This window comes from Streptomyces sp. NPDC026206, from assembly GCF_040638465.1.
Lineage (GTDB): Bacteria > Actinomycetota > Actinomycetes > Streptomycetales > Streptomycetaceae > Streptomyces.
Map to the genome: position 1 here is coordinate 78122 of NZ_JBEZYL010000017.1, position 17371 is coordinate 95492.

The 17371-nt window shown below is 70.9% G+C and carries 15 protein-coding genes and 1 tRNA gene; 11 read left to right on the forward strand and 5 right to left on the reverse strand.

Annotated features, from left to right (window positions below):
• Positions 1-62 precede the first annotated feature (62 nt).
• Positions 63-2804, reverse strand: coding sequence for a pyruvate dehydrogenase (acetyl-transferring), homodimeric type (aceE, locus tag AB0F13_RS22365; RefSeq protein ID WP_362085009.1), 2742 nt, complete (start codon positions 2802-2804; stop codon positions 63-65).
• 459 nt (positions 2805-3263) lie between these two features.
• Between aceE and AB0F13_RS22370 the strand changes: the two genes are divergently transcribed.
• The 6 genes from AB0F13_RS22370 to AB0F13_RS22395 all read left to right on the forward strand — a co-directional run bounded on the left by AB0F13_RS22370 (position 3264) and on the right by AB0F13_RS22395 (position 7785).
• A complete protein-coding gene (locus AB0F13_RS22370; protein ID WP_362085012.1) occupies positions 3264-3686 on the forward strand; it encodes a DUF3052 domain-containing protein in 423 nt (140 codons plus the stop codon).
• A 187-nt stretch (positions 3687-3873) separates the two neighbouring features.
• The gene (locus tag AB0F13_RS22375; RefSeq protein ID WP_362085015.1) at positions 3874-4332 is read left to right on the forward strand and encodes a peroxiredoxin; all 459 of its coding nucleotides are present in this window, start codon (positions 3874-3876) and stop codon (positions 4330-4332) included.
• Positions 4333-4500: 168 nt separating this feature from the next.
• On the forward strand, positions 4501-5076 hold the full coding sequence (locus AB0F13_RS22380; RefSeq protein ID WP_225659977.1) for a TerD family protein: 576 nt from the start codon (positions 4501-4503) through the stop codon (positions 5074-5076).
• 105 nt (positions 5077-5181) lie between these two features.
• The gene (locus AB0F13_RS22385; RefSeq protein WP_190110296.1) at positions 5182-5757 is read left to right on the forward strand and encodes a TerD family protein; all 576 of its coding nucleotides are present in this window, start codon (positions 5182-5184) and stop codon (positions 5755-5757) included.
• Positions 5758-5804: 47 nt separating this feature from the next.
• Positions 5805-6941 (forward strand): DUF475 domain-containing protein, encoded by a 1137-nt coding sequence (locus AB0F13_RS22390; protein WP_362085018.1) that lies wholly within the window; start codon positions 5805-5807, stop codon positions 6939-6941.
• A 100-nt stretch (positions 6942-7041) separates the two neighbouring features.
• On the forward strand, positions 7042-7785 hold the full coding sequence (locus AB0F13_RS22395; RefSeq protein ID WP_362085021.1) for a Tellurium resistance: 744 nt from the start codon (positions 7042-7044) through the stop codon (positions 7783-7785).
• Positions 7786-7833: 48 nt separating this feature from the next.
• Here AB0F13_RS22395 and AB0F13_RS22400 read toward each other — a convergent pair whose 3' ends face one another.
• On the reverse strand, positions 7834-8826 hold the full coding sequence (locus AB0F13_RS22400; protein WP_362085024.1) for a TerD family protein: 993 nt from the start codon (positions 8824-8826) through the stop codon (positions 7834-7836).
• Positions 8827-9047: 221 nt separating this feature from the next.
• Here AB0F13_RS22400 and AB0F13_RS22405 point away from each other — a divergent pair, with 221 nt between their 5' ends.
• The 4 genes from AB0F13_RS22405 (at position 9048) to AB0F13_RS22420 (ending at position 14412) form a co-directional block, all read left to right on the forward strand.
• Positions 9048-10223, forward strand: coding sequence for an HpcH/HpaI aldolase/citrate lyase family protein (locus AB0F13_RS22405; RefSeq protein WP_362085027.1), 1176 nt, complete (start codon positions 9048-9050; stop codon positions 10221-10223).
• On the forward strand, positions 10220-12844 hold the full coding sequence (locus AB0F13_RS22410; RefSeq protein WP_362085030.1) for a phosphoribosyltransferase: 2625 nt from the start codon (positions 10220-10222) through the stop codon (positions 12842-12844). The genes AB0F13_RS22405 and AB0F13_RS22410 overlap by 4 nt, the downstream gene beginning before the upstream one ends.
• Positions 12841-13647 carry an HAD family hydrolase gene (locus tag AB0F13_RS22415; RefSeq protein ID WP_362085033.1) on the forward strand — a complete coding sequence of 269 codons (807 nt, stop codon included), beginning with the start codon at positions 12841-12843 and terminating at the stop codon, positions 13645-13647. The genes AB0F13_RS22410 and AB0F13_RS22415 overlap by 4 nt, the downstream gene beginning before the upstream one ends.
• A 99-nt stretch (positions 13648-13746) precedes the next feature.
• Positions 13747-14412, forward strand: a complete 666-nt coding sequence (locus AB0F13_RS22420; RefSeq protein WP_362085035.1) for a class I SAM-dependent methyltransferase — start codon at positions 13747-13749, stop codon at positions 14410-14412.
• Between the two features lie 21 nt (positions 14413-14433).
• Here the strand turns inward: AB0F13_RS22420 and AB0F13_RS22425 are convergent, their stop codons facing one another.
• The 3 genes from AB0F13_RS22425 to AB0F13_RS22435 all read right to left on the reverse strand — a co-directional run bounded on the left by AB0F13_RS22425 (position 14434) and on the right by AB0F13_RS22435 (position 17073).
• Positions 14434-14643, reverse strand: a complete 210-nt coding sequence (locus AB0F13_RS22425; RefSeq protein WP_362085038.1) for a zinc ribbon domain-containing protein — start codon at positions 14641-14643, stop codon at positions 14434-14436.
• 189 nt (positions 14644-14832) lie between these two features.
• The gene (locus tag AB0F13_RS22430; protein WP_362085041.1) at positions 14833-16218 is read right to left on the reverse strand and encodes a hypothetical protein; all 1386 of its coding nucleotides are present in this window, start codon (positions 16216-16218) and stop codon (positions 14833-14835) included.
• Positions 16219-16296: 78 nt separating this feature from the next.
• Positions 16297-17073, reverse strand: a complete 777-nt coding sequence (locus tag AB0F13_RS22435) for a DUF4097 family beta strand repeat-containing protein (protein ID WP_362085044.1) — start codon at positions 17071-17073, stop codon at positions 16297-16299.
• Positions 17074-17278: 205 nt separating this feature from the next.
• Between AB0F13_RS22435 and AB0F13_RS22440 the strand changes: the two genes are divergently transcribed.
• Positions 17279-17353 (forward strand) — tRNA-Val (locus AB0F13_RS22440).
• Positions 17354-17371: the final 18 nt, after the last annotated feature.

Below are 17371 nucleotides of genomic sequence, written 5' to 3' on the forward strand. Positions count from 1 at the left end.
AACGCCCGGGCCCCCGACCGCGATGCGGTCGGGGGCCCGGGCGTTCGTGCTGCGGGTGACGCCTACGCGTCGCCGCCGGCCGCACCCGGCTCGGCTGCCGTCACGTCGAGCAGCTGGTAACGGTCGATCGCCTGCTTCAGGGCGGAGCGGTCGACCTTGCCCTCCTTGGCGAGCTCGGTGAGCACCGCCAGGACGATCGACTGCGCGTCGATGTGGAAGAAGCGACGGGCCGCGCCACGCGTGTCCGCGAAGCCGAAGCCGTCCGCACCCAGCGACTGGTACGAGCCGGGCACCCAGCGCGAGATCTGGTCCGGAACCGCCCGCATCCAGTCGGACACGGCCACCTTCGGGCCCTCGGCGGCGGCGAGCTTGCTCGTCACGTACGGGACGCGCTGCTCCTCCTCCGGGTGCAGGAGGTTGTGCTCCTCCACCTCGATGGCGTCGCGGCGCAGCTCGTTCCAGGAGGTCGCCGACCAGACGTCCGCCTTGACGTTCCACTCCTCGGCGAGGATCCGCTGGGCCTCGACGGCCCACGGCACGGCCACGCCGGAGGCGAGGATCTGCGCCGGGACGGCACCCTGCTCACCCTGCTTGAAGCGGTACAGACCCTTGAGGATGCCGTCGGCGTCCACGTTCTCCGGCTCGGCCGGGTGCTGGATCGGCTCGTTGTAGACGGTGAGGTAGTAGAAGACGTCTTCGTTCTCCTCGGGGGTCCCGCCGTACATCCGGCGCAGACCGTCCTTGACGATGTGCGCCATCTCGTAGCCGAACGCCGGGTCGTAGGCGACGACACCGGGGTTCGTGGAGGCCAGCAGCTGCGAGTGGCCGTCCGCGTGCTGCAGACCCTCACCCGTCAGCGTCGTACGGCCGGCGGTGGCGCCCAGGACGAAGCCGCGCGCCAGCTGGTCGGCCATCTGCCAGAACTGGTCACCGGTGCGCTGGAAACCGAACATCGAGTAGAAGACGTAGACCGGGATCAGCGGCTCGCCGTGCGTCGCGTAGGCAGAGCCCGCCGCGATCAGCGAGGCCGTGCAGCCCGCCTCCGAGATGCCGTCGTGCAGCATCTGACCGGTGGGCGACTCCTTGTAGGCAAGGAGCAGCTCGCGGTCGACGGCCTCGTACTGCTGGCCGAGCGGGTTGTAGATCTTCGCGGACGGGAAGAACGCGTCCATGCCGAAGGTGCGGTACTCGTCGGGGGCGATCAGCACGAAGCGCTTGCCGATCTCCTTGTCCCGCATGAGGTCCTTCAGGATGCGGACGAACGCCATGGTCGTGGCGATCGACTGCTGCCCGGAGCCCTTCTTGGCGGTCGCGTAGACCTTGTCCTCCGGCAGAGCCAGCGGCTTGGCGCGCACGACACGGGTCGGCACGTAGCCGCCGAGCGAGTTGCGCCGGTCGTGCATGTACTGGATCTCCTCCGAGTCGCGACCCGGGTGGTAGTACGGCGGCAGGCCGGACTCCAGCTCCTTGTCGGCGATCGGGATGTGGAGACGGTCACGGAAGCGCTTGAGGTCCTCGACCGTGAGCTTCTTCATCTGGTGGGTCGCGTTGCGGCCCTCGAAGTTCGGACCCAGGGTCCAGCCCTTGACGGTCTGCGCCAGGATCACGGTCGGCTGGCCCTTGTGGGCCTTGGCCGCCGCGTACGCCGCGTAGATCTTCTTGTGGTCGTGACCACCGCGGCCCAGGTGCAGGATCTGGTCGTCGGTCATGCCCTCGACCATCTTCCGCAGACGCTGGTCGTCGCCGAAGAAGTGCTCACGGATGTACGAGCCGGTCTCGGTCGCGTACGTCTGGAACTGGCCGTCGGGGGTGCTGTTGAGCTTGTTGACCAGGATGCCGTCGCGGTCCTGGGCCAGCAGCGGGTCCCAGGAGCGGTCCCACACCAGCTTGATCACGTTCCAGCCGGCGCCGCGGAACTGCGACTCCAGCTCCTGCATGATCTTGCCGTTGCCGCGCACCGGGCCGTCGAGGCGCTGCAGGTTGCAGTTGACGACGAAGGTCAGGTTGTCCAGGCCCTCGCGCGCGGCGATGGACAGCTGGCCGAGCGACTCCGGCTCGTCCATCTCGCCGTCGCCCAGGTACGCCCAGACGTGGGACTTGGAGGTGTCGGCGATGCCGCGCGCCTCCATGTAGCGGTTCATGCGGGCCTGGTAGATCGCGCCGAGCGGGCCGAGGCCCATCGAGACGGTCGGGAACTCCCAGAAGTCCGGCATCAGGCGCGGGTGCGGGTAGCTGGACAGGCCGTAAGGGGCCTTGGACTTCTCCTGCCGGAAGGCGTCGAGCTGCTGCTCGGAGAGTCGGTCCAGCAGGAACGCGCGGGCGTAGACGCCCGGCGAGGCGTGGCCCTGGAAGAAGATCTGGTCGCCGCCGTCGCCCTCGTCCTTGCCACGGAAGAAGTGGTTGAAGCCGACGTCGTAGAGCGAGGCCGAGGAGGCGAAGGTGGCGATGTGGCCGCCGACGCCGATGCCCGGGCGCTGCGCACGCGAGACCATCACGGCCGCGTTCCACCGGGTCGCGTTCAGGACCTTGCGCTCGATCTCCTCGTTGCCGGGGAAGAACGGCTCGTCCTTGGTCGCGATGGTGTTGACGTAGTCCGTGCTGCGCATCTCGGGCACGGCGACGCGCTTCTCGCGCGCCCGCTCGATCAGGCGAAGCATGAGGTAGCGGGCACGTTCCCGGCCTCGCTCATCGACGGCTGCGTCGAGCGAGTCGAGCCATTCCTGGGTCTCTTCGGGATCGAAGTCCGGGACCTGGCTGGGAAGGCCGCCAATGATGATCGGGTTGCGATCGGATCCGGAAGCCACGCTGTTCCTTCGCTGTTCGGGTCGTGCTCAGCACGCGGTCAATACTGCTCTTGCTTTATGTCGCGCCGGCTCCCATCGTGGACCGCGGCGGCGGAAACGTCATCTCTACCGAGCAGTAACCACCACTCATGAGACGAAGCGTCGAAGGTTGGTCGCCCGGGGCGGCCAAATCGCAACCTTACGCCCCCATTGAGGGTCCTCCGCGTACGGCCGTTCGGACCCGATTGCTGCAATCGCACGGAGTAACTTCGGAAACCCGGCAGAATGCTGTGGCGTGAATCACTCGGGCCTGCTGCCTCATGGTTGGAGTTGCCATGAGACGTCCGCGTCCGTCAACGTTTCGGCGGTGCGGATGGCCGGGTACTTGCGCGATCCGTCCGGCACGTGTGGACTACGCCCAATGCCTTGCGTACGCGAGGATCACAAGAACATTTCTCGAAAGATGACAGGAGGCAATCCGTGAGCGCGACCGCGGACCACGCGGAGGAGCGGACCAACCCTGCCGCGAGGCTGGGTTTCCAGCCCGGACAGGTGGTCCAGGAGATCGGCTTCGACGACGATGTCGATCAGGAGCTCCGCGAGGCCATTGAGGAGATCACCGGCCAGGATCTTGTCGACGAGGACTACGACGACGTGGCCGACGCCGTCGTCCTGTGGTTCCGCGACGAGGACGGCGACCTGACGGACGCGCTGGTGGACGCCATCGGTCTGCTCGAGGACGGCGGCATCATCTGGCTGATGATCCCCAAGACCGGCCGCGACGGCTATGTCGAGCCCAGCGACGTCAGCGAGGCGGCACAGACCGCCGGGCTGAGCCAGACCAAGAGCATCAGCGTGGCCAAGGACTGGGTCGCAGCCCGCCTGGTGGCCCCGAAGCGCTGACAGCACAAGCCTCGCCGTGATCCGGCCGTCGCCGGAGACCACCACCGCGCCCCCCTGCAGCACCGCTGCAGGGGGGCGCGGTGCATCGCGCCCCGGCGCGCAGTGACACACTGGCCGCCTACCTGCGCCGGAGGCCGGGGGCGCACGCCCCCTTCGCGCCGGCGCCGTCGAGAGAGGGATGCGCATCATGGCGATCGACGCCGGCACCAAGGCCCCTGACTTCGAGCTGAGGAACCAGCACGGCGAGACCGTCCGGCTCTCCGACTTCCGGGGCCGGAAGAACGTCGTCCTGCTCTTCTATCCCTTCGCCTTCACCGGTGTGTGCACCGGCGAGCTGTGCGCCCTGCGCGACGAGCTGCCGCAGTTCGCCAACGACGACGTGCAGCTGCTGGCCGTCTCCAACGACTCGCCCTTCTCCCTGCGCGTCTTCGCGGAGCAGGAGAACCTGGAGTACCCCCTGCTGTCCGACTTCTGGCCGCACGGCGAGGTCAGCCGCGCCTACGAGGTCTTCGACGAGGAGAAGGGCTGCGCGGTGCGCGGGACCTTCATCATCGACAAGGAGGGCGTCGTCCGCTGGACGATCGTCAACGGCCTGCCCGACGCGCGTGACCTGAACGAGTACACCAAGGCGCTCGCCGCGCTCTGAGTGCACTGCTGTGACGCCCGGGGCAACCCTGGCGGGCGACCTGTGCGTCCTTGTCGCAAGACCCTGTAATCGGTGGGAACCGGTCACTAGGATCAAAACGTTGATCGGATGCCATCGCACAACCGGGGGCTCGGGACTCGCCTGGCCCCTCGAACCAATGGAGGACTCGTGGGAGTCAGTCTCAGCAAGGGCGGCAACGTCTCGCTGACCAAGGCGGCCCCGAACCTGACCGCGGTCGTCGTCGGTCTCGGCTGGGACGCCCGTACCACCACCGGTACGGACTTCGACCTGGACGCCAGCGCCCTGCTGACGAACGACCAGGGGAAGGTCGCCAACGACCAGAACTTCGTCTTCTTCAACAACCTCAAGAGCCCCGACGGTTCCGTCGAGCACCAGGGTGACAACCTCACCGGTGAGGGCGAAGGCGACGACGAGGTCATCAAGGTCAACCTGGCCGGTGTCCCGGCGGACGTGCACAAGATCGTCTTCCCGGTCTCCATCTACGAGGCCGAGACCCGCCAGCAGAGCTTCGGCCAGGTCCGCAACGCCTACATTCGCGTCCTGAACCAGGCCGACGGCACCGAGCTCGCCCGCTACGACCTCAGCGAGGACGCCTCGACCGAGACCGCCATGGTCTTCGGCGAGCTGTACCGCAACGGCGCCGAGTGGAAGTTCCGGGCCATCGGGCAGGGGTACGCCTCGGGCCTGCGCGGCATCGCGCAGGACTTCGGCGTGAACGTCTGACGGCCGACGCAGGCTGCCGACGCGTTCCGGCGCCGCACACCCTCTCCGGGAGTGCGGCGCCGGACGCGCACGGCGACACAACTCAACTCGGGGAGGACCAAGATCATGGGTGTCACGCTCGCCAAGGGAGGCAACGTCTCCCTCTCCAAGGCCGCGCCGAACCTCACCAATGTCACCGTCGGGCTCGGCTGGGACGCGCGCTCCACCACGGGGGCCCCCTTCGACCTCGACGCCAGCGCGCTGTTGTGCGCCGCGGGCCGGGTGCTGGGGGACGAGTACTTCGTCTTCTACAACAACCTCACGAGCCCCGAGGGCTCCGTCGAACACACAGGTGACAATCTCACCGGTGAGGGTGACGGCGACGACGAGTCCATCCTGGTCGACCTCACCAAGGTGCCGGCCGCCTGCGACAAGATCGTCTTTCCGGTCTCCATTCACGAGGCCGATGTGCGCGGCCAGAGCTTCGGCCAGGTCAGCAACGCCTACATCCGCGTCGTCAACCAGGCCGACGGCACCGAGCTCGCCCGCTACGACCTCAGCGAGGACGCCTCAAGCGAAACGGCGATGATCTTCGGAGAGGTTTATCGCTACGGCGGCGAGTGGAAGTTCCGGGCCGTGGGACAGGGGTACGCGTCGGGGCTGCGAGGCATCGCCCTAGACTTCGGGGTCAACGTTTCGTAAAGCCGCGTCCGCGCGGTCATCCCGAACAGCGAAGGATTGGGTAGCCAGTGCTCCTGAAAACCTTTGGTTGGTCGTTCGCCATCACGGCGGCCGGCCTGGCCTTGGCCGGCGTCCTCTGGGGGTGGCAGGGGCTGGCGATCGTCGCGATCCTCTCCGTCCTGGAGATCTCGCTCTCGTTCGACAACGCGGTCATCAACGCCGGAATCCTCCGGAAGATGAACCCGTTCTGGCAGAAGATGTTCCTGACGTTCGGCATCCTCATCGCCGTCTTCGGCATGAGGCTCGTCTTCCCGGTCGTCATCGTGGCCATCACCGCCAAGCTGGGGCCGATCGAGGCGGTCAAGGTCGCCATCCAGGACCATGACCGCTACGAGCAGCTGGTCACCAGCGCCCACCCGGCGATCGCCGCCTTCGGCGGCATCTTCCTGCTCATGATCTTCCTGGACTTCATCCTCGAGGACCGGGACATCAAGTGGCTGGCGTGGCTGGAGAAGCCGCTGGCGCGGCTGGGCAAGCTGGAGACGCTCTCCACGGTCGTCGCGCTCGTCGTCCTGATGGTCGCCGCCACCACCGTCGCCACGTCCGTCCCCGTGCACGGCGGTGAGGGCACGATCGACAAGGCCGCGACCGTGCTGCTGGCCGGCATCGGCGGCCTGGTGACGTACCTGGTCGTCGGCGGCGTCTCCGGATTCTTCGAGGACCGTCTCGAAGAGGCGGAGGAGGACGAGGAGGCCGAGGAGCAGGCCGCGAGGAAGAGCGGCGGCTCGGTCGTCGGCCTGGCCGGCAAGGCCGCGTTCTTCATGTTCCTCTACCTCGAGGTCATCGACGCGTCCTTCTCCTTCGACGGTGTCATCGGCGCCTTCGCCATCACCAACGACATCTTCGAGATGGCCCTTGGTCTGGGCATCGGCGCGATGTACATCCGCTCCCTCACGGTCTTCCTCGTCCGCAAGGGCACCCTGGACGACTACGTGTACCTGGAGCACGGCGCGCACTACGCCATCGGCGCGCTCGCCGTCATCCTGCTGATCACCATCAAGTACGAGATCAACGACGTCATCACCGGCCTCGTCGGCGTCGTGCTGATCGGCCTGTCGTTCCTGTCCTCCATCGTGCGCAACCGCAAGGAGGCCGGGCCCGGCGACGGATCCGGTGCGAAGGCCGAGGTGTCGTCCGGGGTGTGACCCCGGCACATTTGAGGAACGCTCTCACCGGGGCGGTCGCGAGGATCATCCTCGCGGCCGCCCCGTGGCATGTGTGCTCGAAGTGGTGGGGGTAACGGCAATGGCGATCTGGGAGAAGCTCTTCGGGAACTGGGGGAGCGCCGCCGCGCGCCAATTCGACGTCGGCGGCGCCAGTGGCGCTGTCGAACTGACCAAGCGACGTCCCACGTTCTCGCTGACCAAACAGGGTGCGGTCACCGGAAACCTGCGCGTCAACCTGTCCTGGCGGATGCGTACCTCGGACTTCGACGAGCGCCCCTCGTTCGTCGCCGGGCTGCGGCACCCGCTGCGCAAGTTCACCCCGCAGGTCGTACAGGCGCAGGGCCCGGCCATGGTCAATGTCGACCTCGACCTCGCCTGTATGTACGAGCTGCAGGACGGTTCCAAGGGCGTAGTCCAGCCGCTCGGGAACATACTCGGCAGCGTCAACTCGCCGCCGTATGTTCAGCTCAGCGGTGACGACCGGTTCGGGTCGGGATCGGGCGAGACGATCTACATCAACATGGACCACCGCGACCAGATCAAGCGGCTGCTGGTCTTCGTCTACATCTACGACGGCACCCCGGCGTTCGACCGCACGCACGCCACGGTGACGCTCTACCCCGGCAACGGCCCGCGCCTGGAGGTCGCGCTCGACGAGCGCGCTCCCGAGGCGCGCTCCTGCGCGGTGGTGCTGATCGAGAACATCAAGGGCGAGATCGTCGTGCGGCGCGAGATGAAGTACGTGTACGGCTTCCAGTCGGAGCTGGACCGGCTCTACGGGTGGGGGCTGCAGTGGGGGCGGGGTTACAAGAGCAAGGTGTGAGGGGCTGAGGGGCTGAGGGGCCGGTGCCGGCCGGGGGCCGGCACCGGGTCAGCGGCCGGGCTGGAACTGCGGCTGGAACTGCGGTCCCTGCGGGGGCAGTCGGAAGGCCGGGTCGGGTGCGGGCTGCTGCGGGTAGCCATAGGACGGCTGGGGCGTCTGCGGTGTCCGGTGCTGCTGCGGGTAGCCGTACGACGGCTGGGCCGCCGGGGCCGGCGGGTACTGCGGATAGCCGTAGGCGGGCTCCGGCGTGGCTCCGGGCAGGGGCACGGGCTGCGAGGGCGGTGGAACGACGGGCGGTGCGGAGGGCGGCGGCGGATAGGCGTAGCCGGATGCGGATGCGGATGCTGGGGAGGGGGAGGGCGTCTGGGCCCGGGGCGTGAGGGCTACGGACTCGGGTGCGGCGTCCGGGGCGGCGGCCGCCTGCTCGCGCCCGCCTGTGCCGCCCGTTCCGTCCGGACGGCCGCCGGGCTCCTCCGGCCCCTCCTGCTCCTCGACCGAGATGCCGAACTCCGTGGCCAGTCCCACGAGACCCGAGGCGTACCCCTGGCCGAGCGCACGGAACTTCCAGCCGTCCCCGCGCCGGTAGAGCTCGCCGCAGAGCATCGCGGTCTCGTCGCCCGTCTCGGCCCGTACGTCGAAGCGCGCGATGGGCGCCACCTCGGCCGTTCCCGTGCCGCCGCGCGCCGAGTCGTACAGCAGCACGCACAGGTCCCGGACGAGCCCGAAGGGCCCGCCGTCGGCCGAGGCCGCGAGCACGACGCGCGCCACGGAGGCGTCCAGCGCCGACAGGTCGGCCTCGACCGAGTCCGTCGCCCCTTCGGCCAGTCGTTTCTTGGGCAGGTGCCGGACCAGGCCGGAGGGGTGGCGGGGCTGGTTGTAGAAGACGAAGTCCTCGTCCGAGCGCACACGGCCCTCGTCGCCCAGCAGGAGGGCGGAGGCGTCCACGTCCGGGACGCCCGGGCCGGGAGTCCAGCGCAGTACGGCCCGCACGGTCGGGGCGTCCAGCGGGATGTTCGACCCCTTCAGCATCGCGTGCGTCATGCCCGCAATCCTGCCCTCCCGTGCGGCCCGGGGACAACGCAGGGGGCGACCGGGCCTTCTCGCGCCACTCGATCACTTACCGGATGGATCCGCGCTGGTCATGAGCTTTTAACGGAATTGGGGAACTCTTGACCCACTCCCGGACGTACGATAATCGGCCACACTTCCGCGCCGGCCGGGCCGGGGGGAAGGCGCCCAGGCTGTGGCATTCGGGGAGAGCAATGAGGCATTTCGGACACCTTGCGCCTGCGGTGCGGAGTGGGCTGTTCCATAAGGAGCCGGGTGAATTCACCGCCGGTTCCCCCGCCCGTACGCTCGCAGCCGCCCTCGGTGCCACGCTCTACAGCCCCGCCACGCGCACCACGCTCGCCGTGGACGTCGTGAAGCAGGCGCGACGCGGGGTGGTCTCCATGGTCCTGTGCCTGGAGGACTCCATCGGCGACGCGGACGTCGTCGGCGCCGAGGAGAACCTGGTCCGCCGGTTCACCGAGCTGGCCGACGCCGAGAAGGAGGCGGGGGGCGGGCTCCCCCTGCTGTTCATCCGGGTCCGCCGGCCCGCGCAGATCACCGACCTCGTGCGGCGGCTCGGCCCCGCCGGGCGGCTGCTGTCCGGATTCGTACTGCCGAAGTTCACCGAGGAGCGAGGGCTTCCGTTCCTTGAGGCGCTCGCCGAAGCGGAGACGGCCTCGGGGCGGCGGCTGTTCGCCATGCCCGTGCTCGAATCGCCGGAACTGCTGCACCTGGAGACCCGCACCGAGACCCTCGCCGGCATCGCCCGGGCCGTCGACAAGTACCGCGACCGCGTGCTGGCACTGCGGCTGGGCGTGACCGATTTCTGCTCCGCCTACGGGCTGCGCCGGGCGCCCGACATGACCGCGTACGACGTCCAGATCGTCGCCTCCGTCATCGCCGACGTCGTCAACGTCCTCGGCCGCGCCGACGGCAGCGGCTTCACCGTCACCGGCCCGGTCTGGGAGTACTTCCCGCAGCCCGAGCGGATGTTCAAGCCCCAGCTGCGCCGCAGCCCCTTCGCCGGCCCCGCCGAGGCCCTGCGCACCGCCCTGATCGAGCACGACATGGACGGCCTCCTGCGCGAGATCCAGCTGGACCGCGCCAACGGCCTGCAGGGCAAGACCTGCATCCACCCTTCGCACGTCGCCCCCGTGCATGCGCTGTCCGTCGTCAGCCACGAGGAGTTCAGCGACGCCCAGGACATCCTGCGGCCGGAACGCGACGGTGGTGGAGTACTGCGCTCCGCCTATACGAACAAGATGAACGAAGTGAAACCGCACCGCGCCTGGGCCGAGCGGACCGTGCTGCGTGCCGAGGTGTTCGGCGTCGCCCGGGAGAATGTGAGCTTCGTGGAGCTGCTGGCCGCGGGATTGCAGGACGTATGAGTTCCACGATGAAGGAGAGTTCGCCCGTGGTGTGGTCGGGACAGTGGGTCGCGCGGCGGCTGGGCGTCGGGCTGGAGGGTGACGCCCGGCTGCCGGAGCTGCTGGGCCTGGCGCTGCGCCGCAACCCCAAGCGGGCGCACCTGCTCGTCTCCAACGTGCTGGGCAAGCACGTGCCGCAGCGCCCCGGTGTCGTGTACGAGGCCGGGGCCGGCCTCGGCCGCCGGGTGCGGGAGCTGCTGGGCGAGGCGGACGCCGCGCGGGCGGTCGTGCTGGGCTACGCCGAGACCGCCACGGGCCTGGGCCACGCGGTGGCGGACGGCATCGGCCTCGCGCCCTGCCTGCACTCCACGCGCCGCGAGGTGCCGGGCGTCGCCCCGGTGGGCGGCTTCGAGGAGGAGCACAGCCACGCCACGTCGCACCTGCTGCTGCCGGAGGATCCGCGGTTCTTCTCGGGCGACGGCCCGCTGGTGCTCGTCGACGACGAGTTCTCGACGGGGCGGACGGTCCTGAACACGATCGCGGCGCTGCACGCGCGCTTCCCGCGTGAGCGGTACGTGGTCGTCGCCCTCGTCGACATGCGGTCGGCCCGGGACCGGGCCCGTCTGGAGGAGTTCGCGGACGAGCTGGGTGCCCGTGTGGACCTGATCGCGCTCGCCCAGGGCACGGTGCGCCTGCCGGCGGGGGTGCTGGAACGGGGGCGGGAGCTGGTCGCCCGGTACGAGGCGTCACCGGTCCCGGCCGGTGATGACCGCCGGACCGCGCCGTCGGGGCCCAGCGCCGCTGCGGCGGAGAACAGTCCCCTGGCCCGCCCCTTCCCGAAACCGAGGGCAAGCCCCCGGGCCCCCGGGGTCCGGGGCGGAGCCCCGGTTTCGGGAAGGGGCGGGCCAGGGGCTCTTGTCCCCGCCGCAACGGTGCTCAGCCCCCTGCCGTCCGGTTCGGCGGTGCCGGGCCCACCGCAGCTGACGGCCCGCGTCGGCCTCGGCTGGCCCGCCGGCCTGCCCGACGGCGGCCGCCACGGCTTCACCCCCACGCACCGGACGCGCCTGGAAGCCGCGCTGCCGCGCATGGCGGCCCGTGTCCGCGACGCCCTCCCGGCAGGCACCGAGCGCGTCCTCGTCCTCGGCAACGAGGAGCTGATGTACGCGCCGCTGCGGCTCGCGCAGGCGCTCGAACCCGCGCTCGCCGACGTGCGGTTCTCCACCACCACCCGTTCGCCCGTCCTCGCCGTCGACGACCCCGGCTACGCGATCCGGTCGCGGCTCACCTTCTCCACGCACGAAGGCGAGCGGTACGCGTACAACGTCGCGGGCGGCCGTTTCGACGCCGTCGTCGTGGTCGTCGACTCCACGGTGGACACCCCCGAACTGCACGCGCCGGGCGGCCTGCTGGACGTGCTCGGCCCGCACACCGGCCACCTGCTGCTCGCCGTCATCCCCTCCTACACCCCCGAGGCTGCCCCACCCATGCCCGAACCCCTCCGCGGCCCCGCCTTCTCCTCGTACGACTCCGAGGACGTCGGCTGGCTGCTGCAGGACCTCTCCGCCGTGGACCTCGAGGCGCCCACCGAGGAGCGGGAGGAGGCCATCCAGAGCGGCGGCGCACACTACGCCGAGTCGCTGCCGGTCGAGTACCAGCCCAGCGAGCGCTACCAGGCGCTCTACCACTCGGCTCTCGAGTCCTCCGCGGCCCGCGTTGCACGGGCCGTCGGCGTGGTCACCGAGACCGTGCTGGCCGAGCGGACGCCGCGGCCCGTCCTGGTGTCGCTGGCCCGGGCCGGCACGCCCGTAGGGGTGCTGATGCGCCGCTGGGCGCGGCACGCGCACGGTCTGGACCTGCCGCACTACGCCGTGTCCATCGTGCGGGGCCGGGGCATCGACCCCAACGCCCTGCGCTGGCTGGCCGCTCACCACGACCCCTCCGACGTCGTCTTCGTCGACGGCTGGACGGGCAAGGGCGCGATCACCCGCGAACTCGCCGACGCCCTCGCGGCCCATCGGCCCGGCCAAGGGGGCCCCGGCTTCGACCCGCGCATCGCCGTGCTCGCCGATCCGGGCCACTGCGTGGAGACCTACGGCACGCGCGACGACTTCCTCATCCCCTCCGCCTGCCTCAACTCCACCGTCTCGGGCCTGATCTCCCGCACGGTGCTGCGCGCGGACCTCGTGGGGCCGCACGACTTCCACGGCGCGAAGTACTACCGGGAGCTGGCGGACGCCGACGTCTCCCGCTCCTTCCTCGACACCGTCACCGCCCGCTTCGCCGAGGTCGGACAGGACGTCGCCCTCGACGTCAAGGAGATGGCCGCCGCGGACCGCACCCCCACCTGGGCCGGGTGGGCGGCGGTCGAGCGCATCAGTGACGAGTACGGCATCCACGACGTCAACCTCGTCAAGCCGGGCGTCGGTGAGACCACACGCGTGCTGCTGCGCCGCGTCCCCTGGAAGATCCTCGCCCAGCGCAGCGTGGGAGCCGACCTGGACCATGTGCGGCTGCTGGCCGCGCAGCGGGGTGTGCCGGTCGAGGAGGTGGAGGGCCTGCCGTACAGCTGCGTGGGCCTGATCCACCCCCGCTTCACCCGGGGCGCGACCGGCGCCGACGGCAAGGCGGTGGCCGCACAGTGACCGCCGCCCGCACGCTCGTCGCCAGCGACCTCGACCGCACGCTCATCTACTCCACCGCCGCACTGGCCCTGTCCATGCCGGACGCGCAGGCGCCCCGCCTGCTGTGCGTGGAGATGTACGAACAGAAGCCGCTCTCCTACATGACGGAGGCCGCCGCAGCGCTGCTCGCCGAGCTCGCCCGCACCGTCACCTTCGTCCCCACCACCACCCGCACGCCCGAGCAGTACCGCCGCATCCACCTGCCCGGGCCCGCACCCGAGTTCGCGATCTGCGCCAACGGCGGGGAGGTGCTCGTCCACGGGGAGCCCGACCTCGGCTGGCGTGCGCGGGTGCGCCGGTCGCTGGCCGCCGAGTGCGCCTCGCTGGAGGAGGTCCACGAGCGCCTGGTGCGGACGGCCGACCCGGCGTGGCTGCTCAAGGCGCGCACGGCCGCGGACCTGTTCGCGTACCTCGTCGTCGACCGGCAGCTGCTGCCCGACGCCTGGGTGAAGGAGCTGGCCGTATGGGCCGGCGAACGGGGCTGGACGGTCTCGCTGCAGGGCCGCAAGGTCTACGCCGTGCCCAAGCCGCTCACCAAGAGCGCGGCGATGGCGGAAGTGGCGCGCCGCACGGACGCGACCGAGGTGCTCGCCGCCGGTGACTCGCTGCTGGACGCCGATCTGCTGCTGGCCGCCGACCGCGCCTGGCGGCCGGGCCACGGCGAGCTGGCCGACGTGGGCTGGAGCGCCCCGCACGTGACCGCGCTCCCGACGCGGGGCGTGGCGGCGGGGGAGGAAATCCTGCGGGCGTTCGCGGGGCGGTAGCCGCCGCGGCCGTGCCCGCACCGCGAGGCACTACTCTCGGGGACGCGTCACCGTGTCCTTCAACTCCGTTGCCCTCCGACGAGTCGACGAGGAGATCGCGTGCCCGAGACCAAGAGCGCTCCGCTCACCCCCGAGCTGTACGCGTACGTGCTCGCCCACAACCCGCCCCTCGACCCCGTGCAGCGCGCCCTGGTCGAGTCCACCCACGCCCTCTTCCCCGATGAGGCGATCAAGCAGGTGGCCCAGGAGCAGGCCCCGCTGCTGGCCTTCCTCGTCCGGCTCACCGGCGCCCGGCAGGTCGTGGAGGTCGGCACCTTCACCGGGCTGTCCGCCCTGGCCATGGCGCAGGCGCTGCCCGCCGACGGCCGGCTGATCACCCTGGACATCTCGCAGGAGTGGACGGCCCACGCCCGCGAGGCATGGGCGAAGGCCGGGGTGGCGGACCGCATCGACCTGCGCATCGCGCCCGCCCTTCAGTCGCTGCGCGCCCTGCCCGCCGAGCCGCACGTCGACCTGGCCTTCCTCGACGCGAACAAGGACGGCTACATCGACTACTGGGAGCAGCTGGTGCCCCGGCTGCGCCCCGGCGGCCTGATCGTCGTGGACAACGTCCTGTTCATGGGCCAGGCCGCCGACCCGGCCGTGACGAGCGGTCCGGGCGCGCACATCAGGGCGTTCAACGAGCACGCGGCCGCGGACCGGCGGATGGAGTCGGTCATGCTGACCGTCGCGGACGGCCTGACCCTGGCGCGCCGGGTGGGCTGACGGTGACGCCCTGTCGCGGGGTCAGCCGCAGCCGCCGCCCCCGCAGCAGCCACCGGCCGGCTGAGGGGCGGGCGCAGCACCCGCCGTGCCGGTGACGGCGACGGTGGAGAGCAGCTTGACGGTGTCCGTGTGCCCGTCCGGGCAGGTGGCGGGGGCCGACGACTCGGCCATGGGGCGGTTCAGCTCGAAGGTGCTGCCGCAGGGCTTGCAGCGGTATTCGTAACGGGGCATGGGGGCAGCTTAGCCAGGGGAGCCCGGGGGTGCTTTCCCCCTACCCGCCCTACCCGCCTCACCCGCCCCTTCCCGGACCGGGGAGGCTACGCCGTCCCGGACCGGGGAGGCTACGCCGTCCCGGTCCGGGGAGGCTACGCCCCCAGGCCCCCGGACCGCGCTTCGCACGGTGCCCTTGAGCTCCTCCGGCTACTGCTGGGAGCCGCCCCCGGACGGGTTGGATTTCCCGCGCTCCTCACGGATCTCCTGCACCACACGGGCCACCGAATGGCGAACGGCCTCCGTCTCGGTCAGGAAGTGCCACCAGTCCGGATGCCGGCCCTCCAGGCCGCCGACCGCCCGCTCCAGGCGGTCCACCGCCTCGTCGAGCGGGCGTGCGTGGCGCGGATCGGGCGTGCTGCGCCCGGCCATCGCGAGCCGCTGGGCGTCGCGGATGGCGAAGCGGGTCCGCTCGACCTCCTTGTGGTGGTCGAACGCCACCTCGTCCAGCCGCCGCAGCCGGTCACCGGCGGCCGAGACGTCCTCGTCCGTGGTGTTGAGCAGCGCCCGGACCGTGGCCAGCAGCGAGGTGGCGTCCGCCCAGCGCTGTTCGTCCCGGGCCGCCCGGGCCTCGCCCAGCCGCTGCTCCGCCAGCGCGACCGCGCGCTCCGCCTCCTCCGGCACCTGCTGCAGGTCCTGCCAGCACGCGGCGGTGTAGCGGCGCCGCAGCTCGCTCAGGACGGGGGCGACGCCCGCCGCGCGCGTGGTCAGCGCCTGCGCGCGGGTCCGCAGGGAGACGAGCCGTTTGTCGGTCTCCGCCGCTCTCTGCGGCAGCTGCTCGGCCTCGCTGCGGATCGCCTCCGCCTCCCGCTGCACGCGCTCGGCCCGCACCACGGTCTCCTGCACCCCGTGCCGGCCCGCGCCCTGGTTGAGCTTGGTCAGCTCGGGGGAGAGCCCGGCCAGCCGCGCGGCGAGGTCGTCGGCCTTGAGCCCGGTCGCACGGGCGGCGTCCAGGGCGTTACTGGCGGCGAGCAGCCCCTGCCGGGCCCGCTCCACGGCGGGCGCGACCTGCGCCAGCTGGTTCTCGGCCCGTGTCAGCAGGGAGCCCAGGCTCTGCCCGAACCGCTCCAGGTCGGCCTTGGCCCGTACGAGCTCGTCCTTGGCCTTCGCCAGGTCGGCGCGCGCCCGGCCGGCGGCCGCGCCGTCCAGGTCGTCGCGGTCCAGGTCGTGCGCGTCGACGGCGGTGATGTAGGTGCTGGAGACCTCGTCGACGCGCCGCCCGAACGCCTCGAAGTCGGCGGCCGCCTTGCGGGCGGCCGGCGAGGGGTCGACGGCAGTGATCGTCTCGATGGAGATCCGCAGCTCGCGCTGTGCGGTGTCCAGCTCGTAGAAGGCGGCGGCCGCCGCGTCCTTCGCTGCCTGCGCCTCCGCCCGCTGGCTCTCGCCCCGGCCCCGGCCCCAGCGGCGCGTACCGCCCCCGGTGAAGGCGGCGGGCGCGGTCGCCACGGCGGCGACGAGGAGGGGAAGGGGCAGCAGGACGAGCGCGAGGCTCTCGCGGGCCGCAGCCGTCACCGTACGTGTGAACGTCGCCGTCACTTGCCCTCTCCCGATGGATCTCCCCAGGCCGGGTGCCATTCTCCCATCCGGCCGCAGGGAATACACGGGCCGGGCCGGTCAGCCGCCGGTGCGGATGTCGATCGCGCCGTTGCCGCTGCGGGCGGTGACCGTGTGCCCGGAGGCGTCGTCCCGGGGCACGTCGACCTTGGTCCGGCCGTTGCCGGAGCCGGTGACGACCTTGTATCCGGCGCGGGGCACGGTGATGCGGGTGGCGCCGTTGTCGGACCGGGTCTCGATCCGGTCCGGCACCTGCTGGGCGGCGATGCGGATCGCCCCGTTCGACGTGGTGGCCGACACCTTGCGCGAGCGGATGCCCTCGGCGGTGATCTGTCCGTTGGACGTGCTGAGTTCGAGCGGCCCGCTGGAGTCCCGGACGTCCACCGCGCCGTTGTCCGCGTCGACCTTCAGGGCGGTCTCGAAGCCCCGCGCCTCGATCGCGCCGTTGCGGTCCTTGACCGTGACGGCGACGCCGCGCGGCACCTCGATCCGGTGCTTGGCCTCGCATCCCACGGTGATCCCCTTGCACCGCATGCGCAGCTTCAGGGTCTTCCCGTCCGTCATCTCCCACGACACCCCGGCCGACCCGCCCAGGGCCCATCCGTCGAACCGCCGCGTGACCTTCATGTCCTTGCCGCCGCCGCTCGCCGGGAGCAGTTCGATGGCCGAGTTGTCCGAGTCCACGACGAGTTCGTGGCCGCTGACCGAGAACGTCTTCTCCTCCGGAGCGGCGCTGTCGGCGTCGGTCGTTCCGCAGCCGGAGAGCGCCGCACTCGCGAGCAGGGCTGCGCCGGCGAGGGCCGAGATGCGGACGGCGCGGCGGCAACGGGACGGCATGGTGGTCTCCGATCAAGGTTCGTACGCTCTGACCTGCATGGATGATCGTAGGAGCGATGCCCTTCCCCGGGGATGCAGCCAGCTGCCGAATCGGGGGTGGTGCTAGCACCACTGCCGAATCGGGGGTGGTGCCGGCACCCCCATGGCCCGGAGGCCGGGTTTGCGAGCACCGGGGTGGGGCAAGGTAGGCTGTCCTTTCGTGCCAGGGCGCATAGCTCAGCGGTAGAGCGCCGCTCTTACAAAGCGGATGTCGGCGGTTCAAATCCGTCTGTGCCCACCAGTGCGAAAGCCCCCAGTC